This is a genomic window from Variovorax endophyticus, assembly GCF_025376855.1.
Taxonomy (GTDB): Bacteria; Pseudomonadota; Gammaproteobacteria; order Burkholderiales; family Burkholderiaceae_C; genus Variovorax.
In genome coordinates this window covers 224735-251414 of the sequence record NZ_JAHUTH010000008.1, presented here as the reverse complement: position 1 = coordinate 251414, position 26680 = coordinate 224735, and the positions used below count along the sequence as shown (strand labels likewise).

Below are 26680 nucleotides of genomic sequence, written 5' to 3'. Positions count from 1 at the left end.
TGCCCCTTTTTCATCGGCGTCGCGCGGATCGCACGCCGGCCACCGCCGTGACCACGCCCAGTACCTGCGCGAGACGCGCCGCATCGGCGATCTCCACGGTGAAGGTCATCCAGGCCGTGCCCTTGACCGACTGCGTCTGCACGCCGATCACGTTCATCTTCTCGCGCGCGAAGACATCGGAGATGTCGCGCAGCAGGCCCTGCCGGTCGGCAGCCTCCACGGCGACGTCGACCGCGTAGACCGGCGCGTCGCCCTTGGTCGCGCCCCACTCCACGTCGATCACGCGCTCGCCGTCGCGCGCGGCCATCGTGCGGAAGTTGCTGCAGTCCACGCGGTGCACGCTCACGCCATGGCCGCGCGTGACGAAGCCCGCGATGGCATCGGGCGGCGCCGGCTTGCAGCACTTCGCGAGTTGCGTCATGAGCGAGGACACGCCGACCACCAGCACGCCGCCCTTGCCCGACTTCTCGCTGGCGCGCGGCTTCTTGATCTGCACGCCGTCGTCGGGATTCGCCGGCGGCTCGGGCGGACGCAGCAGCGTCTCGATGTTGCGCAGCGAGAACTCGTCCTTGCCGACCACTTCGAACAGCTGGTCCGCCGACTTGAAACCCAGTTGCGATGCGAGGTCCTCGAGCCGCATGGCCGTGCGGCCTTCGCGCTGCAGCAGCTTCTCGACCGCCTCGCGGCCACGCGCCACCGTCTCGTGCGTGATCTGCGCATTGAACCAGGCGCGCACCTTGGCGCGCGCCCGATGGCTCGCGAGGTAGCCGAGCTCCGCATTGAGCCAGTCGCGCGAGGGGCCGCCCTCCTTGGCCGCGATGACTTCCACCGTCTGTCCGTTCGACAGCGGCGTGTTGAGCGGCACCATCGCGCCGTCGACGCGCGCGCCACGGCAGCGGTGGCCCAGCGTGGTGTGCACCGTGTAGGCGAAGTCGACCGGCGTTGCGCCCTGCGGCAGCTCGACGATCGCCGCGTCGGGCGTCAGCACGTAGATGCGGTCGTCGAACAGGCCCTGGCCCTGCAGGCCGCCCGACAGGTCGCGCTCCCAGGCCAGCAGCTGGCGCAGCACCGCGATCTTGGCGTCGTACTCGCCGCTGGCCCACACGCCCGCGTAGCCCTTGTGGCCGGCTTCCTTGTAGGCCCAGTGCGCCGCCACGCCGTGCTCGGCGTGGTCGTGCATTTCCTCGGTACGGATCTGGATCTCGATCGGCTTGCCGACCTGGCCGTCGACCAGCGCGCGCACCACCGTGTGCAGCGACTGGTAGCCGTTGGGCTTGGGCCGCGCGATGTAGTCGTCGAACTCCTCGTCGATCGGCTGGAAGTGCGAATGCACCCAGGCCAGCGCGGCGTAGCAGTCCTTCACGTCGGGCACCACCACGCGCAGCGCGAGGATGTCGAACACCTGCGCGAAATCGAGCGACTTGCCGCGCATCTTCTTGACGATGCTGTAGATGTTCTTCGGCCGCCCCTGCACGGTCGCGCCGATGCCCTCGGCATGCAGCTCGCGCTCCAGCCGCGAGCGCAACTGCTCGACGTAGCTCTCGCGCTCGATGCGCTTCTCGTCGAGCAGGCGCGCGATCAGCTTGTAGGTTTCGGGCTCGAGGAAACGGAACGAGAGGTCCTCGATCTCCCACTTGACCTGCCAGATGCCGAGCCGGTTCGCGAGCGGCGCGAACACCTGCAGCGATTCGCGCGCCACGCCCTCGGGCACCGGCTTCTTGCTCGCGGCCGCGTAGCGCAGCGTCTGCAGGCGCGAGGCCAGGCGCAGCATCACCACGCGCAGGTCGCGCGAGAACGCCAGCAGCATCTTGCGCACGTTCTCGGTCTGCGCGCCGGCACCTTCGTTCTGGTGCGCGCGCGCCGCCGCGCGAGCCTGTTCCTGCACGCGCACGAGCTTGGTGGTCTCCACCGCCAGCGCCGCGAAGTTGTCGCCGAAGACCTTGGCGATGACTTCCTGCGGACGGTTGAGGTGCGAACAGGCGTAGACCAGGTAGCTCGCGCCCTGCATGGCCTCGGAGCCGCCCATCTTCTTGACGATGGCGGCCACCGCGTCGGCATGCGCCAGCGCGTTCTCGCCGGTGTCGAGCAGTTCGTCGGCGATCAGCGGCTCGGCGAAGGCGCGCGCCCGCGCGAGCATGTTCTCCATCACCGGCGAGCGCTCGGCGGTGGCCGCCGACAGCGGATAGTCGACGACGATGCCGTCCGAAGCCGGCATCCCCTGGAGGCTGGAAGACTCGCGCTTCACGCCACCCTCAATCGAACAGAAAGTCCGCGACCACCGCGGCCTGCGCGGGATCGACGAAGGTCGGCGCATGACCGACGCCTTCGAACTCGACCAGCGTGGCGCGCGGGCCGCGCTGGGTCATCGCGGTGGCGGTCTCGCGCGACAGCAGGTCGGACTGGGCGCCGCGCGTGACGAGCACGCGCGCCGTGATCGCGTCGTAGAGGCCCCACATGATGGCACCGCCCTGTGCCGCGGCTTCGGGCGTGATGGCGCGCAGGCCGACCGCGAGCGCCGGGTCGTAGTGCAGCATCCACGGACCGTCCGTGCTGGCCGGCGCATCGACCTTGGCCATGCCATCGGCGCTGCGCTGCGAGGCCGGCACCACCATGGGCCGCGTCAATTCGAGCCACTGTTCGGGCGTGTGCGGACCGAAGCTGGTGGAGATCGCCCACAACGCGTCGGCCGCCTCCTGCAGGCTGTCGTAGCGGCCGCCCTGCCCCACGTAGGCCGCGATGCGCTGGATCGCCGCCGCCTCGATGGTCGGACCGACGTCGTTGACGACGAAGCGCCGCACCGGTGCAGGCAGCGGCAGTTCCTTGTGCCCGGCCAGCACGAAGCCGATCAGGCCGCCCATGCTGGTGCCCACGCAGTCGAGCGTCTGGATCGGATGCTGCTGCTGGAGCTGCGCGAGCAGCGCCACCATGTCGCCCGCGTACTGCGGCACCTGGTAGGCCGCCGGATCGCGCAGCCAGTCGCTGGCGCCGCGGCCGGCCACGTCGGGGCAGACCACCCGCACCCGGCCTTCGGCGCGCGCCACGAGCGCACGGGCCAGCGCATCGAAATCGCGGCCTTGCCGGGTCAGACCGTGCACGCAGAGCACCAGGTGCGGACTGCCCGCGTCGCCCCACTGCCAATAGGCCATGCGGTGGCCGCCGTGGGTGTCGTTGCACGCCACGTGGTGAAGCGTCGGTTCGGTCATGGAAACAGGGCCGTTCTGGTGCGGATAATCTTCTCGTCGCATCCTAATTCATCCGGAGATTCATCTTCATGCTCAAAGGCAAAACCGCTCTTGTCACGGGGTCCACCAGCGGCATCGGGCTCGCCATCGCCACGTCCCTCGCCCAGCAGGGCGCCGACATCGTGCTCAACGGCTTCGGCGACGCCGAGGCGCCCAAGGCGCAGATCGCGGCGCTCGGGGTGCGCGCCGAGTACCACGGCGCCGACATGAGCAAGCCCGACCAGATCGAGGACATGATGAAGTTCGCGGCCGCCAGGTTCGGGCGCGTCGACATCCTGGTCAACAACGCCGGCATCCAGCACGTGGCCAAGGTCGAGGACTTCCCGCCCGAACGTTGGGACGCGATCATCGCAATCAACCTCACGAGCGCCTTCCACACCACGCGGCTGGCGATTCCCGCGATGCGCGAAGCCAACTGGGGCCGCGTCATCAACATCGCCTCGGCCCACGGCCTGGTGGCATCGGCCCAGAAATCGGCCTACGTGGCGGCCAAGCACGGCATCGTCGGCTTCACGAAGTCGGTGGCGCTCGAGACCGCAACCACCGGCATCACGAGCAACGCGATCTGCCCGGGCTGGGTGCTGACGCAGCTGGTGCAAAAGCAGATCGACGACCGCGCGGCCCGCGAAGGCATCAGCCCCACGCAGGCGCAGAACGACCTGCTGGGCGAGAAGCAGCCCTCGTTGCAGTTCACCACGGTGGAACAGCTCGGCGGGCTCGCCGTGTTCCTGTGCTCGCCCGCGGCCGACCAGGTGCGCGGCGTGGCTTGGCAGATGGACGGCGGCTGGACCGCTCAATAAGAAGAATGCATGGGCGAGGCGCGCCAGGCGCCCCGCCCCGCGGCCCTTTTACTTGAGCTGCACCGATCCCGAGACGTTGACCACCACGCTGGTCTTGCCCGCCTCGATCGGCACCTGCGCGTCGGCCGAGAAGGACTTGGCCGCGGCCGCCATCATGCGCGGGCGGATCGGTCCGCCGTCGTTCGCGTTCACCGACACCTCGCGCAGCGTGTAGCCCGCGAAGCCGAAGTTCTTCGAGAGCTCGGTCGCCTTCTGCTTGAAGGCGTCGATCGCGAGGGTCTGCGCCTCCGCCTCGGTCTTGGCGCGCTGCTCGCGGCTCAGGCCGAAGCCCACGTTGCCGACGGTCAGCGTCGTGATGCGGCCGGCCGTCTGGGCGATGCGCGGGAAGTCGCGACCCTCCAGCACGAGCTCGGCCGTGCCCTGCCAGCCGTTGATCTTGCCTTCGCGCGTGTAGCGCGGCGACAGGCTGAAGTTGCCGGTGCGCACGTCGAGTTGGCCGGCCTGCGCGTTCTTGCGCGCCTCGGTCAACGCCGCGTCGAGCGCGGCCTTCAGCTGCGTCTGCACGCTGCCGGCATCGGTGCCGTCGCGCGTGGTCACGAGCGTCATGCTCAGCAGGTCCTGCTGCACCTCGACGGTTCCGTTGGCGCTGAGTTGCAGCACGTTCTGCGGCGGCGCCATGACGGCGTTCTGCGCCATGGCCGTGCCGGCCAGGCCGGCCCAGGCGGCGCACGCCGCGATCAAGGTGATGGTTCTTTTCAAGATGGCTCTCCCAGGTTGTAGGTACGTCGACGACGTACGAGAAGAAGACGGGTGCTCGGTGCACCCGCCCTCGCGGCGCGAGCCGTGGCTCGCGCACTGCGCTCAAGGTCGCTGGCTGCGCGGCGCGGGCAGGAGCCGCGCGGCCGGCATCGGTGCCGGCACGATGCGCTCGGCCGGCTGCGATTCTGCCGAATGCGCGGAGATGCCCGGCGCGGTCCACTGCCCGCGCACCTGCTGCCGCAATTCGTAGAGCTCGGCCGGCGTGAGGCGCCGCCCCGCGATGGCTTCGCCGCGGCGCATCTCGTCGCGCTGCGCGGCGCGGTGCGCGGCCACCGCGGACCGCAGGTCGTAGCGGCGCCCATCGGCCACGCGAAGGAATTCGGCCGCCGAGATCGACGGCACACAGGCACACGCGAGCAGAAGCAGGGGTGCGGCGGATGAATGAAGTCTCTGCGCAAAAGTCATAGGGCAGAGGCACTGTGCCACCGCCACGCTTACATCGGATGACTGGACCGCGAGCGGTCGCAAGTTTTGTAACTTAGTGTCAAGGTCAAAGCAAATCCGGCTCAACCGGCTTCCAACGCCTTCAGAATCGGCGCTGTTACAAATTCGATGTTGTTGAAATGACTCAAGTTCCCGCTCGCACCGACAAGATCGTGATCGTCGACGACGACGCCCGCATCCGCGACCTGCTTCGCCGCTACCTGACCCAGGAAGGCTTCGAGGTAATCGTGGCCGAGGACGGCAAGGCGCTCAACCGCATCCTGTTGCGCGACACGGTCGACCTGATCGTGCTCGACCTCATGATGCCCGGCGAGGACGGCCTGTCCATCTGCCGCCGCCTGCGTGCCGCCAACGACCGCACGCCGATCATCATGCTCACCGCCAAGGGCGAGGACGTCGACCGCATCGTCGGCCTCGAGGTCGGCGCCGACGACTACCTCGGCAAGCCCTTCAACCCGCGCGAACTGCTGGCCCGCGTGCACGCCGTGCTGCGCCGCCGCCCGCCGCTCGAGGCGCCCGGCGCGCCCTCGACCGAGAACGAGACCGTCACCTTCGGTCCCTTCGCCTTCGACCTCGGCTCGCGCACGCTCAAGAAGGACGGCGAGGAGCTCTCGCTGACCACCGGCGAGTTCGCGATGCTCAAGGCGCTGGTGCGCCATCCGCGCCAGCCGCTGTCGCGCGAGAAGCTGGCCCAGCTCGCGCGCGGCCGCGAGTTCGAGCCCTTCGACCGCAGCCTCGACGTGCAGATCTCGCGCCTGCGCAAGCTGGTCGAGTCCGACGCCGCGGCGCCGCGCTACATCCAGACGGTGTGGGGCGTGGGCTACGTCTTCGTGCCGGACGGCACGGCCTGACGCGGCACCAGCGGTGGCCATCGGCCTCCCCACCGGAAGAGAAGTCCCCCAGGAGGACGGCGCCCAGGTCACGATGCCCAGCCCGCTCGAGGGCGCGGCGCAGCGCGACCGGCGCCCCGGGCTCAAGCTCGGCTTCAGCCTGTTCTGGCGCACCTTCTTCCTGCTCGCCCTCCTGCTGATCGGCTGCACCGTCGCCTGGCTGCAGACCTTCCGCTCGCTCGAATACGAACCGCGCGCGATCCAGACCGCGCACCAGATCGCCTCGCTCGTGAACCTCACGCGCGCGGCGCTGGTGTACTCGGACGCGATCACGCGCGTGTCGCTGATCAAGACGCTGGCCGACCAGGAAGGCGTGCGCATCCTGCCGCGCGAACCCAACGACCGCGTGCAGCCCTACACCAGCGGCGCGCTCGACCAGCGCGTGACCGAGGAGCTGATCGACCAGCTCGGCGCCGGCACCACGGTAGCCAGCCGCGTCAACGACGAGGCCGGCCTGTGGATCGGCTTCACGATCGAGAGCGACACCTACTGGCTGTTGCTCGACCCCACGCGCTTCAGCCGCGTGGGCGGGCGCACCTGGTTGGTCTGGCTCAGCACCGCCATGGCGTTGTCGCTCGCGGGCGCGGCGCTGATCACGCGGCTCATCAACCTGCCGCTCAAGCAGCTCTCGCGCGCCACCATGCAGGTGCGCGAGGGCGAGTACGAGGCGCACCGGCTCGACGAGCGCGCGCGCACCAACGAGATCCGCGCGGTCAACATCGGCTTCAACCGCATGGCCGACCAGCTCGCCAAGATCGAGCAGGACCGCGCGATCATGCTGGCCGGCATCTCGCACGACCTGCGCACGCCGCTCGCGCGGCTGCGCCTCGAGACCGAGATGAGCGTGGCCGATGAAGACGCACGCGACCACATGGCGGCCGACATCGCGCAGCTCGACGCGATCATCGACAAGTTCCTCGACTATGCGCGGCCCGACCATGTCGACCCCAAGCCGATCCTGCTGCGCGACGTGGTCGATTCCTGCACCTACGCCGTGCAGGACTACGAGGAGATGAGCATCACGGTCGACGTGCCGCCCGACCTGCGTGTGATGGGCGACGAGGTCGAGCTCACGCGCGTGATCTCCAACCTGGTCGAGAACGCGCGCCGCTACGGCAAGACGCCCGCCACCGGCATCGCCGACGTGGTGATCCAGGCACAGGCGAGCAACGACGCGGTGCTGATCAAGGTGCGCGACCGCGGCGCCGGCGTGGAGCCGGCCCAGCTCGCGCAGCTCACCAAGCCCTTCTTCCGCGGCGACGCGGCGCGCACCTCGGCCGCCGGCGCGGGCCTGGGCCTGTCGATCGTGGCGAAGAACATCGAGCGCATGGGCGGCACCTTCGCGCTCACCAGCACGCCGGGACGCGGCCTCGCGGCGCACATCCGCATGCCGCGCGCGATGCCGGCGCCGCCGCGGCCCGCACAGCCGCCGGTCCGCAAGATCTGAAAGAAAAGAACCGCGCGCTCAGCGGTGCAGCAGCACCACGGCGCGCGCTTCCATCGCGCGGCCCTCGCCCACCGGGCCCAGCTTCTCGGCCGTCTTGGCCTTCACGTTGACCTGCTCGCCCGCGATGCCCAGCGTCTGCGCGATGCGCTCGCGCATGGCCGGGATGTGCGGCGCCAGCTTCGGCGCCTGCGCGATCACGGTGCTGTCGACGTTGCCGATCTGCCAGCCCTCGGCGCGCACGCGGCGCGCCGCTTCGGCCAGCAGCACGGCCGAGTCGGCGCCACGGAACTGCGCGTCGGTGTCCGGAAAATGCCGGCCGATGTCGCCCAGGCCCGCGCCGCCGAGCAGCGCGTCGGTGATCGCATGCAGCAGCACGTCGGCATCGGAATGGCCGAGCAGGCCCGTGACGTGCGGCACCTCGACGCCGCCGAGGATCAGCCTGCGCCCCGCCACCAGTTGATGGACGTCCCAGCCCTCGCCGACGCGGATGTTGAAGGCACCGCTCATTGAAGTACCTTCGTGCTTCGCACTGCGGTGCGAGCTTGCTTGGGGCGGCCCGGCGCGGCGCTCATGCGACCGCCTTCTTGCGCGCCAGCAGCAGCGCCTCGGCCAGCGCGAAGTCCTCGGGATAGGTGACCTTGAAGTTCTGCGCGCTGCCCGGCACCAGCAATGGCGCCAGCCCCACCGCCTCGATCGCGCCAGCCTCGTCGGTCACCGCGTCGCCGACGCGCTCGAGCGCATCGAGCAGCATGCCGATGCGGAACATCTGCGGCGTCTGCGCAAGCCACTTGTCGGCGCGCGGCAGGGTCTGCGCCACGCGGCTGTCGGCCGTCGACACCTTGAGCGTGTCGGCCAGCCGGTGCGCCAGCAGGCCGCCGACGGCATCGTGCTCGCAGGCCGCGACCAGCGCCTCGATCTGGCTCGGCGTCACGAGGCAGCGCGCCGCGTCGTGCACCAGCACCCAGTCGTGCGCGCCCGCGCCCTTCTGCCGCAGCGCCAGCAGGCCGTTGCGCACCGAGGCCGCGCGCGTCACGCCGCCCACGCGCAGCAGGTGCTCGGCCTGCTGCGGGAAGAGCGGCAGCGCGGCGTCCACGTCGCGGTCCTCGGGCGCCACCACCAGCGCGATACCGGCGAAGCGCCCGTTCAGCGCGCGGAAGGCCTCCAGCGTGTGCGCCACCATCGGCGCCCCGGCCAGCCGCCGGTACTGCTTCGGCTGCGGGGACTGCGCATGGCCGGCACGGTGGCCGGAACCGGCGCACGGGATCAGCACGAAGAGGCGGGAGGAAGACATGGCGAAGCGGACGGTCGGCCGGTGCGCCGACAAGCAGAAGAAGGGCCGCCATTCTAGAATCGACCCCATTGCACACCCCTCGCCAGCCGGCGCGGGGTGTTGTGCATTTCCAGCAAGCCTTTCATGGACCTCCCCCACCTCACGGCGGGCAAGCGCTTCACGCTGCCGCGCCCCCCGCTGTCGGCCGACGCGCTGCTGCTGGCCCAGCTCGCGCGGCGCGAAAAGGCCGCCGGCCGCGCCACGGCCATGTTCACGGCCGACGCCAACGATGCCCAGCGCCTGATCGACGAGATCGCCTTCTTCGCGCCCGAGCTGCGCTGCGCCCTGTTTCCCGACTGGGAGACGCTGCCCTACGACAGCTTCTCGCCGCACCAGGACCTGATCAGCGAGCGCCTGGCCACGCTGTGGCGCATCAGCCAGAAGGAAGCCGACGTGGTGCTGGTGCCCGCCACCACCGCGCTCTACCGGCTGGCGCCGCCGTCCTTCCTCGCGGGCTACACCTTCCATTTCAAGACCAGGCAGAAGCTGCAGGACGCCAAGCTCAAGGCGCAGCTCACGCTGGCCGGCTACACCCACGTCACGCAGGTGGTGAGTCCGGGCGAGTACGCGGTGCGCGGCGGCCTGATCGACCTGTTCCCGATGGGCTCGCCGGTGCCCTACCGCGTCGACCTGTTCGACGACGAGATCGATTCGATCCGCACCTTCGACCCCGACACCCAGCGCAGCCTCTATCCGGTGCCCGAGGTACGGCTGCTGCCGGGCCGCGAGTTCCCGATGGACGACGACGCGCGCGCGCGCTTTCGCGGCCGCTGGCGCGAGCTGCTCGAGGGCGACCCGACCAAGAGTCGCATCTACAAGGACATGGGCAACGGCGTGGCCACCGCCGGCATCGAGTACTACCTGCCGCTGTTCTTCGACGAGACGGCGACCGTGTTCGATTACCTGGGCGAGGACACCACCGTCGTGCTGCACGGCGAGCTCGAGCCCGCGTTCCAGCACTTCTGGCAGGACACCGGCGAGCGCTACCGCCTGGTGCGCGGCGATCCCGAGCGCCCGGCGCTGCCGCCCGAGGCGCTGTTCCTCAACGCCGAGCAGTTCTACCAACGCGTGAAGCCGCATGCGCAGCTCTCGATCCGCTCGACCGCCGACGCCGCGCCCTTCGCCGAGTTCGACGCCCTGCCCGCCTTCTCGGTGGTGCGCGGCGCCGACGATCCGCTGGTGCGGCTCAAGGCCCACATCGCCGCCACGCCGCACCGCGTGCTGATGATCGCGGAGAGCGACGGCCGGCGCGAGAGCCTGCTCGACTTCCTGCGCGCCAGCGGCGTGAGCCCGCCGGCCTTCGATTCGCTGGCCGAGTTCGAGGCCGCGGCCGACGAGAAGATCGGCATCGCCACCGCCGCGCTGGCGGCCGGCTTCGCCTGGCGCGAACAGGGCATCGACTTCGTCACCGAGACCGAGCTGTTCGCCACCGGCAGCACCGGCCGGCGCCGCAACAAGAAGCAGGAGCAGGTCAGCGACGTCGAGGCGCTGATCAAGGACCTGTCGGAGCTCAACGTGGGCGACCCGGTGGTGCACTCCGCGCACGGCATCGGCCGCTACCGCGGCCTGATCCACATGGACCTGGGCCAGGGCACCGATGCCGAGGGCAAGCCGCTGCTGCAGGAAATGCTGCACCTGGAGTACGCCGACAAGGCCACGCTCTACGTGCCCGTGAGCCAGCTGCACCTGGTGAGCCGCTACACCGGCGTCAGCGCCGACGAGGCGCCGCTGCACAAGCTGGGCTCGGGCCAGTGGGACAAGGCCAAGCGCAAGGCGGCCGAGCAGGTGCGCGACTCGGCCGCCGAGCTGCTCAACATCTACGCGCGCCGCGCCGCGCGCGAGGGCCATGCCTTCCGCTATTCGCCGGCCGACTACGAGGTGTTCGCCAACGACTTCGGCTTCCAGGAAACCGCCGACCAGAAGGCCGCGATCCATGCCGTGGTGCAGGACATGATCTCGCCGCAGCCGATGGACCGCCTGGTCTGCGGCGACGTCGGTTTCGGCAAGACCGAGGTCGCGCTGCGCGCGGCATTCATCGCCGTCACCGGCGGCAAGCAGGTGGCCTTCCTCGCGCCCACCACGCTGCTGGCCGAGCAGCACTACCAGACCCTGGTCGACCGCTTCGCCAAGTGGCCGGTGAAGGTGGCCGAGATGAGCCGCTTCCGCTCGGCCAAGGAAGTCTCGACCGCCGCCAAGGGCCTGGCCGAGGGCACCGTCGACATCGTGGTCGGCACCCACAAGCTGCTCTCGGAGTCGGTCAAGTTCAAGAACCTCGGGCTCTTGATCATCGACGAGGAGCACCGCTTCGGCGTGCGCCATAAAGAGGCCATGAAGGCGCTGCGCGCCGAGGTCGACGTGCTCACGCTCACCGCCACGCCGATTCCGCGCACGCTGGGCATGGCGCTCGAGGGCCTGCGCGACCTCAGCGTGATCGCCACCGCGCCGCAGCGCCGGCTCGCGATCAAGACCTTCGTTCGCAACGAGGGCACCGGCGTGATCCGCGAGGCGGTGCTGCGCGAGCTCAAGCGCGGCGGCCAGGTCTACTTCCTGCACAACGAGGTCGAGACCATCGAGAACCGGCGCCAGAAGCTCGAGGAGATCCTGCCCGAGGCGCGCATCGCCGTCGCCCACGGCCAGATGCCCGAGCGCGAGCTCGAGCGCGTGATGCGCGACTTCGTGGCCCAGCGCTACAACCTGCTGCTGTGCTCGACCATCATCGAGACCGGCATCGACGTGCCGACCGCCAACACCATCGTGATGAGCCGCGCCGACAAGTTCGGCCTGGCGCAGCTGCACCAGCTGCGCGGCCGCGTCGGCCGCTCGCATCACCAAGCCTATGCCTACCTGATGGTGCCCGACACCGAGGGCCTGACCAAGCAGGCGGCGCAGCGGCTCGACGCGATCCAGCAGATGGAGGAGCTGGGCTCGGGCTTCTACCTCGCGATGCACGACCTCGAGATCCGCGGCACCGGCGAGGTGCTCGGCGAGAACCAGAGCGGCAACATGATGGAGATCGGCTTTCAGCTCTACAACGAGATGCTCAGCGAGGCCGTGCGCTCGCTCAAGGCCGGGCAGGAGCCCGACCTGCTGTCGCCGCTGTCGGTCACGACCGAGATCAACCTGCACGCCCCCGCCCTGCTGCCCGACGACTACTGCGGCGACGTGCACCTGCGGCTGTCGTTCTACAAGAAGCTCGCCACCGCGAAGAACCCCGACCAGATCGACACCCTGCTGGAGGAGATCGTCGACCGCTTCGGCAAGCTGCCGCCGCAGGCCCAGACCCTGATCGACACCCACCGCCTGCGCGTGCTCGCGCGGCCCTACGGCGTGGTCAAGGTCGATGCGGCGCCGGGCGTCATCAACATCACCTTCAAGAAGGATCCGCCGGTCGATTCGATGGCGATCATCCACCTGATCCAGAAGAACAAGCACATCAAGCTGGCCGGCAACGAGAAGCTGCGCATCGAGCGCGAGCTCAAGGAGCCGAAGGAGCGTGCGCAGATGGTGCGCGATGTGTTGCGCAGCCTGGGGCAGCCGCTGGTCAAGGAAAGCCCCGCGGCCGTCGTATAAGTGCCAGGCACTTATAATTGGCAATGTAATTTTTCGGGAGATCCGCCATGTCCCAGATCACGATCTACCTAGACGAAGAGTCCGAGAAAACAGCACGCGCGGCGGCGGCGGCGGCGAACCTGCCCTTGAGCCGCTGGTTCGCCCTGCTGGTGGCGCGTGAAGGTCAGCGCGGCAAGAAGACCGGTTGGCAGAGCTTCTTTGCCGAAGCAGACAAGCAGAAAGCCGCCTGGGACGAGTTCCCCCTGACCGAGGACATGCACAAGGACCTGCCCCCCGATACGCCGCGCGAGTCCTTGTGAAGTACCTGCTGGACACCAACACCCTGATCTACGCCTTTCGCGGCACGGGCGGCGTGCGCGTGCGGATGAATGGCACGCCCGATGCGGACATGAATCTGTGCGCGGTCAACCTGTTCGAACTCGAATTCGGTTTCGCCAAATCCGCCAACCCGGGCCCGCAGCGTGCGCTGCTCGATGAGCTGGTGCAGCGCCTGCGCGTGCTGCCGCTGGACAGCGCGAGCGCGGAATCGGCCGGACAGATCAAGGCCCACTTGCAACAGGCCGGCACGCCGATCGGCCCCTATGACCTGCTCATCGCGGGCATCGCGATGGCGCACAACCTGATCGTCGTCAGCCGCAACGTCAGCGAGTTCTCGCGCGTGCCCGGCCTGCGCGTCGAGAACTGGTACCACTGAATGACCCTTGCTCCCTCCTCCCCCGGCCTCGTCCTTCAGCGCTTCACGCCGCCGCTCGCCCTCGCCGACTTCAAGCTCATCGCCTTCGACATGGACTCGACGCTGATCAGCATCGAGTGCATCGACGAGATCGCCGATGCCGTCGGCAAGAAGGCAGAGGTGGCCGCGATCACCGAGGCCACGATGCGTGGCGAGATCAAGGACTTCAAGGAGAGCCTGCGCCGCCGCGTCGCGCTGCTGAAGGGCGTGCCGGTCGGCGCGCTGCAGCAGGTCTACGACGAGCGGCTCAGGCTCAACCCCGGCGCGGCCGAACTGGTGGCGGCCTGCAAGGCGGCGGGACTCAAAGTGCTGCTGGTCTCGGGCGGCTTCACCTTCTTTGCCAACCGCGTGAAGGAGCGCCTGGGCATCGACTTCGCGCGCTCGAACCTGCTCGACGAAGCCGACGGCCAGCTCACGGGCCAGGTCGCGATGCAGAACTGGGGCGACATCTGCGACGGCGCCGAGAAGCGCCGCACCCTGCTCGAGGTGGCCTCGCTGATGGGCATCTCGGCGCAGGAATGCATCGCGGTGGGCGACGGCGCCAACGACCTGCCGATGATGGGCGAGGCCGGGCTGTCGGTGGCCTATCACGCCAAGCCCAAGGTGCGCGAGCAGGCGATGGTGGCGATCAACGAAGGCGGGCTCGACCGCCTGCTCGAGGTCGTCCGGCCCTGACCGGTCAGGCCGGGCTGCCGGCCGCCGGCGACCTGGCCGCGGTGCCCAGCAGCCGCTCGCGCATCGACGGCACCACGGTGTCGGCCGCGCGCTCGAGCTGCTCCACCAGGCCGCCCACGCCGACCGCGAAGCGCGCGCCCGAGGCGCTCGAGGCCGAGCCCAGCGCGATGATGCCGATGCCCTCGGTGACCACGCCGCGCGAGAACGCATAGCCGCGCTCGCGCGTCTCCTGCACGCGCGCCTTCACGTAGTCGGCATCGACGTCCTGCCCGCCGGGCTTGAGGCGCGCATTGCTGCGATGGATGGTGCGCGCCACGTGGTCGTCGCTGCTGGCCGCGAGCAGCGCCCAGCCCGTGCCCGACATGCACAGCAGCCGGCGCGTGCCGGGCTGCACGTTGAACTGGATCGCGCGGCTGCCGAAGATCACGTGCACGTACTGCGCGTAGATGTCGTTCTCGACCGCGAGGATGGCGGTGAAGCCGGTCTCGCGCGCGATGTCGCCGAGCACGGTGAGCAACTGCCCGCCCTGGAACATCGAGTCCATCACCCAGTCGCCGATCGAGGCCAGGCGCGGCGTGGCGAGGTAGGCGCGCAGCGAGGAGTCGTAGCGCAGGTAGCCCAGCGTGGCGACGCTCTTGAGCAGCACCTGCGCGCTCGACAGCGGGTAGCCGAGCCGCTCGGAGATCTCGCGCACCGTCACCGGCCGCCGCACCTCCCGCAGGTACTCGAGCACCTGAAACACCCGCCCCGCCGTCTTGATGACCGATTGCTCCACTTCATGTTCTCCGCGGTCCCAGCCGGCATGTTGCGCGCTCGACCGCCCGGGCCGGACCGCGCGCGATGCTACTGCAACTCGATGCCGGTGATGCCCATCAGCCGCTTCCAGCGCTCGATCTCCTCGGCCTGGTAGCGGCGCAGTTCGGGCGCCGAGGACATGATCAGTTCGGTGCCCTGCTTGCGGTAGTAGGCCTGGATCTCGGGCGTCTGCGCGGCCTTCGCGAACAGCGCGCCGAGCTGCTCGAGCGCGGCCGGCGGCGCCTTCGAACTCACGGCGGCCGCGACCCAGTTGAACGCGAGGTAGTCGGGATAGCCGGCCTCCCCGACGGTGGGCACCTCGGGCAGCACGATCGAGCGCTTGGGCGCGGTGAAGGCCAGCGGCCGCACGCGACCCGAGCGCGCGAGCTCGTTGGCGCCGGTGGCGTCGACCACCGCGAAATCGACCTCGCCCGTGAGCACCGCGTTGACGGCCTCGCCCGCGCCCTTGTAGTTGATGCCGGCCGTCTTGATCTTCGCCATCTCGTTGAACCACTCGGAGTAGAGCGTGTACGACATGGAGCCGCTCGCGTAGTTGAGCTTGCCCGGCCGCTTGCGCGCATCGGCCACGAGGTCGGCCAGCGAACGGTGGGCCGAGGCCGCCGGCACGATGACCAGGCAGGCGCCGCGCGACAGCAGCGTGATCGGCGCGAAGTCGGCGATCGGGTCGTAGGGCAGCTTGCGGAAGGTGGCGGCATTGGTGGTCAGCGTCGAGTTGCTGCCGATGAACACCGTGTGGCCGTCGTGCGGCGGATTCAGCGCCGTCTGCACGCCGATGAAGCCGTTGCCGCCGGGCTTGTTCTCCACCGTCACCGCCTGGCCCGACAGGTCGCCGATGCTCTTGGCGAACAGGCGCGCCGTGATGTCGGTGCCGCTGCCGGGCGGGAACGGCACGATGAAGCGCATGGCGTGCGAGGGAAAGGCCTGCGCCTGCGCGAGGCCGGGCAAGCTCGCGGCACCGGCCAGCGCCGCGCCGGTGCCGAGCAGCAGCCGGCGGCGGTCGCGAGAGAAATCACTCATGGGGTCGTCTCCTGGTTTCCTGTCTTCAGCGCCGCGAGCCCAAGAGCTCGCGCGCCACCACCCAGCGGTGCACCTCGCTGGGTCCTTCGTAGATGCGCATCAGCCGGGTCTCGTTGGCCATCTGCTGCAGCGGCATTTCCTTGGTCATGCCCATGGCGCCGAAGACCTGCATCGCCATGTCGATCACGTCCCAGGCCATCTCGGTGGCGTAGACCTTGATCATCGAGACCTGCGAACGCGCCTCCTCGCCGCGGTCGATGCGCGCGGCGGCCTCGTAGGTCATGAGGCGGCAGGCATGGATGCGCGTGGCGGCATCGGCCACGCCCCACTGCACGCTCTGGCGGTCGGACAGCAGCGCGCCGAAGGTCTTTCGCATCGGCGCGTACTCGCAGACCATGTCGAGCGCGCGCTGGGCGCGGCCGATGCACCAGGCCGCCATCTGCACGCGCCGGCTCGACAGCCGCGCCTGCATCGGCGCGAAGCCCTGCCCTTCCTTGCCCAGCAGCTGGCCGGCGCCGACGCGGCAGTCCTGCAGCACCACCTCGTAGGTCGACACGCCGCCGAGCATCGGGATGCGGCGCTCGACGATGAAGCCCGGCGTGTCCTTGTCGACGATGAAGGCCGAGATGCCGCCGCGCGAACCGAGCGCCTTGTCGGTCACGGCCATCACGATGGTCCAGTCGGCGCGCGCGGCGCGGCTGATCCAGATCTTGCGGCCGTTGAGCACCCAGTTGCCCTGCGCGTCGCGCTCGGCGCGCGTGCCCATCGCCGACGGATCGGCGCCCGCGCCGGGCTCGGAGATGGCGATCGCCGAGACCGTCTCGCCGCGTGCATAGGGCGCGAGGTAGCGCTCGGTCTGCGCAGCGTCGGCCGTCTTCAGCAGCATGCGCAGGTTCGGCGAATCGGGCGGCAGGTCGTAGGGCACGACGGTCTTGCCGAGCTCCTCGTTGACGCCCACCATCGCCGTCACCGGCAGGTCGGAGCCGCCGAGTTCGGCCGGCGCATCGAGCCCCCAGAGGCCGAGTTCGCGCGAGAGCGCATCGAGCCGCTCGTGCTCCTCGGGCATGAGCATCAGCTGCCCGCCCTCGGCTTCGCGTTTCAGCACCGCCGGCTCCAGCGGCAGCAGTTCGTCGCGCACGAAGCGCGCGACCAGGTCCTTGAGCATGCGGTGCTCGTCGTCGAGTTCGAAGTTCATGCCCCGCTCCCTCACTCGCCGGCCACCGCACGGCCGGCCTTGAGCCGCGCGATGGCTTCCTCGCCGAGGCCGGCCTCGCGCAGGATCTCGCTGGTGTGCTGCCCCACCGTGGGCGCCTGGCGGTACACGCGGGTCGGCGTGGCCGAGAAGCGCGCCGTCGGCCGCAGCTGGCGGATCGGTCCTTCGGTCGGATGCTGCGCGTCCTCGAACAGGCCCACGGCCTTCAGGTGCGGATGCGCGGGCAGGTCGTCGAGCGCATAGATCGGCGTGGCCGGGATGTCGAGCTTCTCGCACAGCGCCATCCACTCGGCCGTGGTCTTCAGCGGCGACAGCTCGCGCAGGTGGCCGTAGAGCGCGCGCACCTGCGCGTTGCGCTCCTGCCGGTTGGCGATGCTGTAGCGCTCGGCCAGCTCGGGCTGGCCGACCTCGACGAAGAAGGCCTGCCAGTGGCGTTCCGTGTAGGGCAGCATGCTGATCCAGCCGTCGCGCGTGCGCGCCGGCTTGCGCCCGCCCTCGAGCAGCCGCGGATAGCCGGCCTTCACCGCCGAGCCCTGGAAGGTCATGCCGCCCATGTGCTCGGCCAGCACGAAGGCCGCCATGGTCTCCAGCATCGGCACTTCGACGTACTGGCCCTGCCCGCTGCGCTCGCGGTGCAGCAGCGCCGCCAGCACCGCGTTGCAGACCGCGAGGCCGGTGGTCTTGTCGGCGATCAGGCTGGGCGTGTAGTCGGGCTGCTCGCGTCCCACCGAGCCCACGCCCACCAGCCCGCAGGCGGCCTGGATGATGTCGTCGAAGGCCGGCTTGTCGCGGTGCGGGCCGTCCTGGCCGAAGCCGGTGGCGGCGCAATACACCACCTTGGGATTGAGCTTCGCCACCGCCTCGTAGCCGAGCCCGAGGCGCTCGACCGCGGCCACGCGCATGTTGTGCACCACCACGTCCACCTGCGGGATCAGCGCGCGCAGCGCGGCCACGCCCTCGGGCGACTTGAGGTCGACCGCGAGCGAGCGCTTGTTGCGGTTCACGGCCAGGAAGATCGAGCTCATGCCCGGGTGCTGCGAGATGCCGTTGGCACGCATCATGTCGCCCTCGGGCGGCTCGACCTTGATCACGTCGGCGCCGTAGTCGGCCAGCATCTGGGTGGCCAGCGGGCCGAGCACCACGGCCGTGAGGTCGAGCACGCGGATGCCCTTGAGGGGGCCCGAGGGCGCGTTGGAAGTCGTATCGGTCATAGGGAAAAAAGAAGAGGGATTCAGTTGGGCAGGCCCACGAGATGCCGCGCCATCACCACGCGCTGGATCTGGCCGGTGCCCTCGACGATGTCGAGCGCCTTCACGTCGCGGAACAGTTTCTCGATCAGGTGGTCGCCGCGGCCGCCCGCGAGGCCCAGCACCTCCATCGCGAAGCTCGTGGCCTCGAAGGCGGCCGGCGGCGCGAGCGCCTTCGAGGCCGAGGCCTCGAGCATGTTGGGCTGGCGCCGGTCGGCCAGCCAGGCCGCGCGCAGCGCCATCAGCAGCGCGGCCTTGAGCTTGCGGCGCGAACGCTCGAGCCGGTCGCGCAGCCGCATGTCGGAGGCCAGGCCCTCGGCCTGCATGAAGGCCGCGGCCTCGTCGAGCGCGGCGCGGCCGATGCCCACCGCCATGCCGGCGATGGCCGGACGGCCCGCGTTGAAGGTGTTCATCGCGCCCTTGAAGCCACCCGAGCGCTGCTCGTAGTAGGCCTCGCCGCCGAGCAGGTTGGCCGCGGGCACGCGGCAGCCCGAGAGGAAGAAGGAGGTCGACTCGTAGGCCTTCAGGCCCATCTTCTTCTCGATGCGGAAGTCGCCGAAGCCCGGCGTGCCGCGCTCGACCACGAAGGCGCGGTGGCCCGCGCGGCCCAGCGCCGGATCGATGGTGGCGAACACCACGGTCCATTCGGCGCGACCCGAGTTGCCCGAGAAGGACTTGGCGCCGTCGAGCACCCAGTGGTCGCCGTCGCGCCGCGCGCGGGTCTTGATGTTGGCCACGTCGGAACCGCCCGAGGGCTCGGTCATCGCGAAGGCGCCCCAGATCGGGCGCCGCGGATTCACGAAGGGCGAGAGAAAGCGCTGCTTCTGCTCGGGCGTGCCCATCGAGAGGATCGGCGGCTCGCCCAGGCCCGGGCCCGGCAGCGCGACGCCGATGCCGCGGTCCCAGTAGGCGCCCTCCTCGGCCAACAGCACCTGGGCCACGGCCGAGCCGGCCTTGTTGGGCGCGGGCGCGTCCGCGCCGTCGGGTGCCGCGTCGGCCGCGCGCCAGCGCGTGCGGCCGAAGCCCTCGGCCAGCATGCGCACGAAGAAGGGGTCGTCCACCGGCAGCGGCGCGCCCGCGCGGTCGGCGCGCCAGCCCGCGGGCCGCATCTCGTCGCGCCCGAGGCGGCGCAGGGTCTGCAGGCGGGCCTGGTCGTCCGCGCTGATCGAAAAATCCATCTCAGGCTCCCTGGGTCGTTGCGTCGGTGGTGGCAAGAAAGTCGATCGGCGCGGCGATCGCGGCCGGCAGCGCGTCGTCGCGCGCGGCATCGGCGCCGCCGAGCAGCAGGCCCAGCGCGCGCAGCTCGCGCAGCTGCTTCTCGACCGGGTAGTCGCGCATGAAGCCCGCGCCGCCGAGGATCTGCACCGCGTTGGCGCCGATGAAGACCGCGTTCTCGATCGCCTCGATCAGCGCCGTGGCCGCGGCCTCGCGCGCGGGCCGGCCGGCATCGAGCCGCCAGGCAGCCTCGTGCAGCAGCTGGCGCGCGGCATCGACCGCGCTGTGCATGTCGACGATCAGGAAGGCCAGCGCCTGGTGGTGCGCGATCGGCTTGCCGAAGGCGACGCGCTCGAGCGCGTAGCGGCGCGAATAGTCGGCCGCCGCATGCATCTGGCCGACCAGCAGCGCCGCGAGCTGCACGCGCGCATGGGCCAGCGCGAGCGCGGCGGCCGCGGGGTCGGTCCACGCGGCCTCGACCGGCGCGCGGTCCACGCGCAACTCGCTCGCGCCCGCGGCGCGCAGGCCGGCACCGGGCAGTTCGGCGAGCGCGATGCCCTGCGTGACCAGGCGCAGCCCGTCGCGGCTCAGCACCGCCAGCAGGTCGACGCGGTCGGTCGGCAGCCAGGCCGCCTGGCCGCTCAGCGCATCGCCATCGCTCGTCCATTGGCCGCGCGCATCGAACACCAGCGCCGCGCGCGCATCGGGCCGCGCCAGCAGCGGCTGCAGATGGCGCTGCAGCGCCGCCTCGCCGCCGAAGGCCCGCAGCGCCTGCGCGACCGCGCCGATCGGCTGCAGCGCCAGCGCCGCGCCGGGGCAGCCGGCCGCGAGCCGCTCGGTCACCAGCACCCGCGCGAGCGCGCCGAGGCCGGCACCGCCCGCGGACTCGGGCCAGTCGATGCGATCGAAGCCGATCTGGGCCGCCTCGCGCCGCAGGGCCTCGGGCAGCGCGCGCTGCGCTTCGAAGGCGCGCTGCGAGGGCAGCAACTGTTCGTCGGAGAAACGCTGGGCCGTCTCGGCCACCAGCGCGAGTTCCTCATCGAGTGCGAAATCGATCATGGCGTGCTCCGCGCTCAGTGGCGTCCGAAGACGGGATCGCGGCGCTGCGCCATCGCGGCCACGCCCTCGCGGAAGTCCTGGGTCTGGAAGTGCTGGCGCTGCTCGCCGGCCTCGCGCTCGACCGCGGCGCGCACCGCCTCGACCAGCCCGGCGCGCAGGCTCGCGCGCGTCGATTCGACCGCGATCGGCGCCGAGATCGCGATCTCCTCGGCCAATGCCTGGGCGCGCTCGCGCACCTGGTCCTGCGGCGCCAGCTCGTCGACCAGGCCGATGCGCAGCGCCTCGGCGCCATCGATGCGGCGGCCGGTGTAGAGCAGCAGCGCGGCCTGCTGCGCGCCGACCAGGCGCGGCAGCGTGTGGCTCAGCGCGAAGCCCGGGTGGAAGCCCAGGCGCGCGAAGTTGGCGCTGAAGCGCGCCTCGGCGCAGGCGACGCGGAAATCGGCCACCAGCGCAAGGCCCAGCCCACCACCCACCGCCGGGCCCTGCACCGCCGCGATCACCGGCTTGGTCACGGCGAACAGCCGGATCGCCTGCCGGTAGAGCTCGCCCGGGTCGCGCCGCTCGCCGGCGGCGGGTGTGGGCGACGAGAAATCGACGCCCGCGCAGAAGGAGCGCCCCTGCGCCGCCAGCACGATGGCGCGGCATGCCGGGTCGGCCTGCAGCGATTCGAAGGCTTCGGCCAGCGCCGAGATCAGCGCGAGGTCGAAGAAGTTGTGGGGCGGCCGGCACATCTCCACCGTGGCCGTGTGGCCGGTGCGGTGGATCGAGAGGTCGGACGGATTCGCTGCGGTGCTCATGGGACTCCTGTCTGGCTGTTCTTTTTCAACGATATAACAGATACATGTTTTTTAAAAGCACATATGTATTATTATTTGGCCAGCCCGAAGCCCGGGCAGGTCGGCGAACGACCGGTTCAGTCACGAACTCAGGAGCAAAAAAGATGGAGACAAGCAGGCGCCGGCTGTTGCTGGCATTGGCGGGTACGGCGGGCGCGGCGGTGGCGGGACCGGCCCTCGCGCAGGGCACGGCCTTTCCGACGCGGCCGATCAAGATCGTGGTGCCGTTCACGCCCGGCAGCGGCTCGGACAACTCGGCACGCTACTTCGGCGACCAGCTCGCCGCGCAGCTCGGCCAGGCGGTGGTGGTCGAGAACAAGCCCGGCGCCAACGGCATCATCGCGCTGCAGCAGGTGAAGAACGCGCCGGCCGACGGCTACATGCTGCTGCTGGCGAGCAACTCGCCGATGGCCGTGAACCCGCTGACCATCAAGGACCTGGGCTACGACTCGGTGAAGGACTACAAGCCGGTGTCGGGCCTGACGCGCGGCATGAACGTGGTGGTGGTCTCGAACGATTCGCCGTTCGCGAGCATCGAGGCGCTGCTGGCCGCCAGCAAGAGCAAGTCGCTCACCGTCGGCACCTACTCCGCGGGCTACCAGCTCGCGGCGGCCTGGCTCGCCAACGTGGCCGGCGGCGACTTCACCAACGTGCCCTACAAGGGACAGGCGCCGATCATGACCGACGTGATCGGCAACCAGCTCGACTTCGCGTTGGTCGACCTCGGCGGAGCGATGCCGCTGATCAAGGGCGGCAAGCTGCGCGCGCTCGCGGTCTCGGGCGAGGCGCGCAATCCCGACCTGCCGAGCGTGCCGACGATCCGCGAGAAGGGCTTCAACGAGTACGTGCAGTACAGCTGGGTGTCGTTCTACGTGCGCTCGCAGACGCCCGACGACGTCACCGCGAAACTCGCCGAGGCGCTGCAGAAGACGCTGGCCACCGAGGACGCGCGCGCCTTCGTGCGCAAGTCGGGCGCCGAGCTCATGCCCTATCCGCCCGAGAAGATGCAGCGCTTCCACCTCGAGGAGATCGCGCGCTTCCGCAAGATCGCGGCCATCGCCAACATCAAGCCCGAGTGACCCAGAATGGCGGCATGAACCAAGCCGCCTCCTCGTCCGAAGCCCCCCTCTACAACGCGCCGGCGCTGGTCGCCTATGCCGATGCCCTGCTGCAGAAGTGCGGCCTCGCCGCGCCGATGGCCGCGAGCGTGGCGCGCACGCTGGTCGAGGGCGACCTGCTGGGCCACGACACCCACGGCCTCGCGCTGCTCGCCGGCTATGCGAAGGAGCTCGAGGCGGGCGGCATGGCGCGCGAGGGCGCGCCCGAGGTGCTGTCGGACCGCCCCGCCGCCGTGCTGTGGGACGCCCGGCGCCTGCCCGGCCCCTGGCTCATGGAACAGGGCCTCGACCTGCTGGTCCCGCGCGCCCGCGAACTCGGCACCGCCTCGCTGGTGATCCGCCGCAGCCACCACATCGCCTGCCTCGCGGTCTACATGCTGCGCGCGCTGAGGGAGGACATGCTGATGCTGCTGGCCTGCTCCGACCCCAACACCGCGAGCGTCGCGCCCTTCGGCGGCACGCAGGCGGTGTTCACGCCCAACCCGCTGGCGCTGGGCTTCGGGCTCTCGCAGGGCGGCGTGATGGTCGACATCTCGGCCTCGATCACCACCAACGGCATGAGCAACCGCAAGCGCGCGGCCGGCGAGACCTTCGCCGAGCAGTGGCTGATCGATGCGCAGGGCCGGCCCTCGAACGACCCGCAGGTGCTGTTCGACAGCCCGCCCGGCACCCTGCTGCCGGTGGGCGGCCTGAGCCATGGCCACAAGGGCTACGGCATGGCGCTGCTGGTGGAGGCGCTGACCGGCGGCCTCGCGGGCCATGGCCGCGCCGACCCGCCCGAGGGCTGGGGCGCGACCGTGCACGTCACGCTGCACGACCTGCATGCCTTCGGCGGCAAGGCGGCCTTCCTGCGGCAGATGGACGAGGTCGCCGAACGCTGCCGCGGCAATGCGCCCATCGACCCGGCGAAGCCGGTGCGGCTGCCGGGCGAAGGCGGATTGAAGCGTCGGGAGGCGCAATCGAGGGACGGGGTGCGGCTGCACCCGTCGATCGCGCGTTCGCTCCAGGAAGTGGAGCAGCGGCACGGCCTGCGGCTGGCGCAGGCGCTGGCCTGATCAGTTGTCCTGGTCGTCGCCGTCCTCGTCGGACGGGGCGGCCTCGCCCGCGGGCCGCGGCTTGCGCGTCGCGGGCCGCGCGAGGATCTCGAGGTAGAACTGCTTGCCGCCCTCGGCCACCACGTGGTCGATGCTGGCGGTGATGGCCGACAGGTGGATCGTCTGGGCGTTGTCGGCGCTGCTGCCGAAGCGGCAATCGAAGTCCCAGAAATCGGCGCCGGCCGGCAGTGCATGGCCTCGCTCGCGCTTGATGTACTTGCGGATTTCGTGCTTGGTGGCTTCGAGGAGGCGGTCGGGGTGCTTGCCCTCGACCTGAAGCTGGAAGGTTTTTCTCATGGGTGATGGTAACCAATGCCCCGCCGCGCCACTGTGTACAGTCGGCGGCTCAACGGAAAGCAGGTGAAAGACATGGCGCGCGCGAACGACTGGGCAAGCAAGGTGATGGCATTGATCAACGGCGGCAATCCCACCGCGGCCATCGCGCAGATCAAGGTCGCGCCCTCGGTCAAGGACCTGAAGGCGCTGCAGACCATCATGACGCTCTCGAAGATGAAAGGCCGCTATCCGAACGTGGATGCGGCCATCGCGGACAACCTGACGCTGCTCGCGGCGCCCCGGCTGCACCGCGCGCCCTGACGGCCGGCCTTACAGCGCCTGGCCGAGGCGCTTGACGCCCTCTTCGATCTTCGCCACGTCGGCGGTCGCGAAGCTCAGGCGCAGGGTCGCCACGTCGGGGTTCTCGGCATAGAACGGCGCGCCGGGCACGAAGGCAACCAGCTTCTCGATCGCGCGCTTGGCCAGTTCGTTGGCATTGGCCAGCTTGCCGTTGGCGCCCGTGAGGCGGGCCCAGAAGAACAGGCCGCCATTGGGCTGGGTGAAGCTCACCGCGTCGCCGAGTTCGCGCTGCAGCGCCTGGCCCATGGCCTTGGCGCGCTGGCCGTAGACCTCGCGCACATGCGCCAGCGTGGCCGGCATGCGGCCGCTCTTGAGGTACTGGGCCGCGGTGGCCTGCGAGAAGGTGCTGGTGTGGGCGTCGCTGAACTGCTTGCACATGGTGGCCTTGGCCAGCAGTTCGGCCGGGGCGATCATCCAGCCGATGCGCAGGCCCGGGCTCAGCACCTTGCTGAGGCTGCCGCAGTGCGCGAGCAATTCGCGGCTGCCGGGCACGTCCTTGCTCAGGGCCATGATCGAGGGCGGCGGCGCCTCGCCGAAGTACAGGTCGCCATAGGGATCGTCCTCGACGATCAGCGTCTGGTACTTCACGGCCAGCTCGAGCACCTTCTTGCGGCGCTCCAGGCTCAGCATCGCGCCGCTGGGGTTGCCGAAGGTGGGGATCAGGTAGACGAACTTGGGCTTGTGCTCGGCGATCAGCTTCTCGAGCTCGTCGGTCTTGACGCCGTTGGCGTCGATCGGCGCGCTGATGAGCTGGGCGCCGTAGAGACGGAAGCACTGGATGGTGGCCAGGAAGGTCGGGCCCTCGACGATCACCTTGTCGCCGGGCGAGATCATGGTCTTGCCCAGCAGATCGAGCGCCTGCTGGCTGCCGGTGGTGACGATCAGGCCGCTGGGATCGACCTCGACGCCCTTGGTCTTCATGAAGGCGCTGAGCTGCGCGCGCAGCGGCTCGTAGCCTTCGGTGGCGCCGTACTGCAGCGCGCCGCCCGCCTCCTCGGTGAGTGCCTTCTGGCTCGCCTCCTTAAGGCCCTCGACGTCGAACATCGCGCTGTCGGGGAAGCCGCCCGCGAAGCTGATGATGCCGGGCTTGCCCAGCAGCTTGAAGAGTTCGCGGATGGCGGAGGTTTCGACGTTGTCGAGGCGGGAGGCGAATTGCATGGTCAGTCTCACTTTCTGGCCGCCATTGTGGCGAAAGCCGCGGGAAATTAAGTTGCGTAGGTCATTCCCGTTTCAGCGATATATTGCGCCTGCCTTTGTCCCGCCCCATGAAAAAAGAAAACATCGCGCCCTTCTTCGCCATCCTGCAGGCCGCCAACCCCACGCCCGAGACCGAACTCGAATACGACACGCCCTTCGAGCTGCTGGCCGCCGTGCTGCTGTCGGCGCAGGCCACCGACGTGGGCGTGAACAAGGCGACGCGCAAGCTGTTCCCCGTGGCCAACACGCCGCAGGCGATCCTCGACCTCGGCGTCGAGGGCCTGGAGGGCTACATCAAGACCATCGGCCTGTACCGCAGCAAGGCCAAGCACCTGATCGAGGCCTGCCGCATGCTGGTCGAGCAGCACGGCGGCGAGGTGCCGCGCACGCGCGCCGAGCTCGAGGCCCTGCCCGGCGTGGGCCGCAAGACCGCCAACGTGGTGCTTAACGTGGCTTTCGGCGAAGCCACGATCGCGGTCGACACCCACATCTTCCGCGTCGGCAACCGCACCGGGCTGGCGCCGGGCAAGACGCCGCTGGAGGTCGAGCTCAAGCTCGAGAAGCGCGTGCCGGTCGAATACCGGCTGCATGCGCACCACTGGCTGATCCTGCACGGGCGCTATGTCTGCGTGGCGCGCACGCCGCGCTGCTGGGACTGCGCGGTGTCGAAGTACTGCGATTACAAGCCGAAGACGCCGGCACCCAAGCGCTGAGCCTGCATCAGGCCGGCCGAAGCTCGACCACCTGCCAGCCGCCGAAGGGCAACGGCGCCGACGGCCACTCGGTGGCATCGCGCGGACAGCGCGTACCGGCGTGCAGCAGCGACACGGCGCGCAGCACGCCCGCATGCGCGACCCACAGCGCATCGCCCTGCCCGGCTCGCCATTCGTCGTAGGCGCCGGCCACGCGCGCCATGAAGGCACGCACGCTCTCGCCATGCGCGCCGGCGCGGGTGTCGGCGAAATCGGCGGTCCAGGCATCGAGCTCGGCGCGCGCGATGGCCGACCAGGACTGCCCTTCCCAGGCGCCGAAATCCATCTCGGCGATGCGCGCGTCGTGCTGCACGGCGAGGTCGGGCCGCAGCGCAGCGATCGCGCCGGCCAGCGCGGCGCAGCGCCGCAGCGGCGACGACAGCACGGCGAGCCCCGGCGGCAGCTCCCGCACGATGCGCTCGGCGGCCGCGCGCGTGGCCTCGGCTTCGGCCTCGAGATCGCTCGCGCCGTAGCACAGCCCCGCTTCGGCGATCACCGGCGCATGCCGCAGCAGCCAGAGCCTGCGCATG

General features: G+C 70.1%; 27 protein-coding genes. 11 read left to right on the top strand and 16 right to left on the bottom strand.

The window, feature by feature from the left end:
- Positions 1–10 precede the first annotated feature (10 nt).
- Both KV106_RS13170 and KV106_RS13165 read right to left on the bottom strand, forming a co-directional pair.
- Complete coding sequence (locus KV106_RS13170) at positions 11–2215, bottom strand: RelA/SpoT family protein (RefSeq protein WP_057591685.1); 2205 nt, start codon at positions 2213–2215, stop codon at positions 11–13.
- A 37-nt stretch (positions 2216–2252) separates the two neighbouring features.
- A complete protein-coding gene (locus KV106_RS13165; RefSeq protein WP_261210676.1) occupies positions 2253–3203 on the bottom strand; it encodes an alpha/beta fold hydrolase in 951 nt (316 codons plus the stop codon).
- Between the two features lie 68 nt (positions 3204–3271).
- On the opposite strand from KV106_RS13165, the gene KV106_RS13160 reads away from it, so the two are divergent.
- Positions 3272–4042, top strand: coding sequence for a 3-hydroxybutyrate dehydrogenase (locus tag KV106_RS13160; protein ID WP_261210675.1), 771 nt, complete (start codon positions 3272–3274; stop codon positions 4040–4042).
- 48 nt (positions 4043–4090) lie between these two features.
- On the opposite strand, the gene KV106_RS13155 is transcribed toward KV106_RS13160, so the two are convergent.
- Both KV106_RS13155 and KV106_RS13150 read right to left on the bottom strand, forming a co-directional pair.
- Positions 4091–4801, bottom strand: a complete 711-nt coding sequence (locus KV106_RS13155; protein WP_172705481.1) for an SIMPL domain-containing protein — start codon at positions 4799–4801, stop codon at positions 4091–4093.
- A 102-nt stretch (positions 4802–4903) separates the two neighbouring features.
- Complete coding sequence (locus KV106_RS13150; RefSeq protein ID WP_261210674.1) at positions 4904–5203, bottom strand: hypothetical protein; 300 nt, start codon at positions 5201–5203, stop codon at positions 4904–4906.
- A gap of 221 nt (positions 5204–5424) precedes the next feature.
- On the opposite strand from KV106_RS13150, the gene ompR reads away from it, so the two are divergent.
- Together ompR and KV106_RS13140 are read left to right on the top strand one after the other, a co-directional pair.
- Complete coding sequence (ompR, locus tag KV106_RS13145) at positions 5425–6156, top strand: osmolarity response regulator transcription factor OmpR (protein ID WP_057591647.1); 732 nt, start codon at positions 5425–5427, stop codon at positions 6154–6156.
- A gap of 73 nt (positions 6157–6229) precedes the next feature.
- The gene (locus tag KV106_RS13140) at positions 6230–7642 is read left to right on the top strand and encodes a sensor histidine kinase (RefSeq protein WP_057591646.1); all 1413 of its coding nucleotides are present in this window, start codon (positions 6230–6232) and stop codon (positions 7640–7642) included.
- A gap of 18 nt (positions 7643–7660) precedes the next feature.
- Here the strand turns inward: KV106_RS13140 and ispF are convergent, their stop codons facing one another.
- Positions 7661–8149, bottom strand: a complete 489-nt coding sequence (ispF, locus tag KV106_RS13135) for a 2-C-methyl-D-erythritol 2,4-cyclodiphosphate synthase (RefSeq protein ID WP_261210673.1) — start codon at positions 8147–8149, stop codon at positions 7661–7663.
- Between the two features lie 61 nt (positions 8150–8210).
- Entirely contained in the window at positions 8211–8933 is a 723-nt protein-coding gene (ispD, locus tag KV106_RS13130; protein ID WP_261210672.1) for a 2-C-methyl-D-erythritol 4-phosphate cytidylyltransferase, read from the bottom strand.
- A 123-nt stretch (positions 8934–9056) separates the two neighbouring features.
- Here ispD and mfd point away from each other — a divergent pair, with 123 nt between their 5' ends.
- The 4 genes from mfd to serB are packed head-to-tail and all read left to right on the top strand — an operon-like array spanning position 9057 to position 13950.
- Complete coding sequence (gene mfd, locus KV106_RS13125; RefSeq protein ID WP_261210671.1) at positions 9057–12542, top strand: transcription-repair coupling factor; 3486 nt, start codon at positions 9057–9059, stop codon at positions 12540–12542.
- Between the two features lie 47 nt (positions 12543–12589).
- Positions 12590–12841, top strand: a complete 252-nt coding sequence (locus tag KV106_RS13120; RefSeq protein WP_143129128.1) for a CopG family transcriptional regulator — start codon at positions 12590–12592, stop codon at positions 12839–12841.
- On the top strand, positions 12838–13236 hold the full coding sequence (locus KV106_RS13115; protein WP_261210670.1) for a type II toxin-antitoxin system VapC family toxin: 399 nt from the start codon (positions 12838–12840) through the stop codon (positions 13234–13236). The genes KV106_RS13120 and KV106_RS13115 overlap by 4 nt, the downstream gene beginning before the upstream one ends.
- Positions 13237–13950, top strand: coding sequence for a phosphoserine phosphatase SerB (gene serB, locus KV106_RS13110; RefSeq protein ID WP_261210669.1), 714 nt, complete (start codon positions 13237–13239; stop codon positions 13948–13950). It abuts the gene before it with no gap.
- A 4-nt stretch (positions 13951–13954) separates the two neighbouring features.
- On the opposite strand, the gene KV106_RS13105 is transcribed toward serB, so the two are convergent.
- The 7 genes from KV106_RS13105 to KV106_RS13075 all read right to left on the bottom strand — a co-directional run bounded on the left by KV106_RS13105 (position 13955) and on the right by KV106_RS13075 (position 21314).
- Positions 13955–14725: an IclR family transcriptional regulator gene (locus KV106_RS13105; RefSeq protein ID WP_057591639.1), complete on the bottom strand. Its 771-nt coding sequence runs from the start codon at positions 14723–14725 to the stop codon at positions 13955–13957.
- Positions 14726–14793: 68 nt separating this feature from the next.
- The gene (locus KV106_RS13100; protein ID WP_208510872.1) at positions 14794–15783 is read right to left on the bottom strand and encodes a Bug family tripartite tricarboxylate transporter substrate binding protein; all 990 of its coding nucleotides are present in this window, start codon (positions 15781–15783) and stop codon (positions 14794–14796) included.
- Between the two features lie 25 nt (positions 15784–15808).
- Positions 15809–16978 carry an acyl-CoA dehydrogenase family protein gene (locus KV106_RS13095; RefSeq protein ID WP_261210668.1) on the bottom strand — a complete coding sequence of 390 codons (1170 nt, stop codon included), beginning with the start codon at positions 16976–16978 and terminating at the stop codon, positions 15809–15811.
- A gap of 11 nt (positions 16979–16989) precedes the next feature.
- Complete coding sequence (locus KV106_RS13090) at positions 16990–18207, bottom strand: CaiB/BaiF CoA transferase family protein (protein ID WP_057591636.1); 1218 nt, start codon at positions 18205–18207, stop codon at positions 16990–16992.
- A gap of 20 nt (positions 18208–18227) precedes the next feature.
- Positions 18228–19421: an acyl-CoA dehydrogenase family protein gene (locus KV106_RS13085; protein ID WP_261210667.1), complete on the bottom strand. Its 1194-nt coding sequence runs from the start codon at positions 19419–19421 to the stop codon at positions 18228–18230.
- A gap of 1 nt (position 19422) precedes the next feature.
- On the bottom strand, positions 19423–20517 hold the full coding sequence (locus KV106_RS13080; RefSeq protein WP_261210666.1) for an acyl-CoA dehydrogenase family protein: 1095 nt from the start codon (positions 20515–20517) through the stop codon (positions 19423–19425).
- 14 nt (positions 20518–20531) lie between these two features.
- A complete protein-coding gene (locus KV106_RS13075) occupies positions 20532–21314 on the bottom strand; it encodes an enoyl-CoA hydratase/isomerase family protein (RefSeq protein WP_261210665.1) in 783 nt (260 codons plus the stop codon).
- 143 nt (positions 21315–21457) lie between these two features.
- On the opposite strand from KV106_RS13075, the gene KV106_RS13070 reads away from it, so the two are divergent.
- Positions 21458–22432 (top strand): tripartite tricarboxylate transporter substrate binding protein, encoded by a 975-nt coding sequence (locus tag KV106_RS13070; RefSeq protein WP_261210664.1) that lies wholly within the window; start codon positions 21458–21460, stop codon positions 22430–22432.
- A gap of 14 nt (positions 22433–22446) precedes the next feature.
- Positions 22447–23526, top strand: coding sequence for an Ldh family oxidoreductase (locus KV106_RS13065; protein WP_261210663.1), 1080 nt, complete (start codon positions 22447–22449; stop codon positions 23524–23526).
- On the opposite strand, the gene KV106_RS13060 is transcribed toward KV106_RS13065, so the two are convergent.
- Positions 23527–23862, bottom strand: coding sequence for a DUF6172 family protein (locus KV106_RS13060; protein ID WP_057591630.1), 336 nt, complete (start codon positions 23860–23862; stop codon positions 23527–23529).
- 72 nt (positions 23863–23934) lie between these two features.
- Here KV106_RS13060 and KV106_RS13055 point away from each other — a divergent pair, with 72 nt between their 5' ends.
- Entirely contained in the window at positions 23935–24162 is a 228-nt protein-coding gene (locus KV106_RS13055; protein WP_261210662.1) for a hypothetical protein, read from the top strand.
- 9 nt (positions 24163–24171) lie between these two features.
- Here KV106_RS13055 and KV106_RS13050 read toward each other — a convergent pair whose 3' ends face one another.
- Positions 24172–25359 (bottom strand): aminotransferase-like domain-containing protein, encoded by a 1188-nt coding sequence (locus KV106_RS13050; RefSeq protein ID WP_208510862.1) that lies wholly within the window; start codon positions 25357–25359, stop codon positions 24172–24174.
- Between the two features lie 107 nt (positions 25360–25466).
- Here KV106_RS13050 and nth point away from each other — a divergent pair, with 107 nt between their 5' ends.
- A complete protein-coding gene (gene nth, locus KV106_RS13045; RefSeq protein ID WP_261210661.1) occupies positions 25467–26111 on the top strand; it encodes an endonuclease III in 645 nt (214 codons plus the stop codon).
- A gap of 7 nt (positions 26112–26118) precedes the next feature.
- Here the strand turns inward: nth and KV106_RS13040 are convergent, their stop codons facing one another.
- Entirely contained in the window at positions 26119–26679 is a 561-nt protein-coding gene (locus KV106_RS13040; RefSeq protein WP_261210660.1) for a histidine phosphatase family protein, read from the bottom strand.
- Position 26680: the final 1 nt, after the last annotated feature.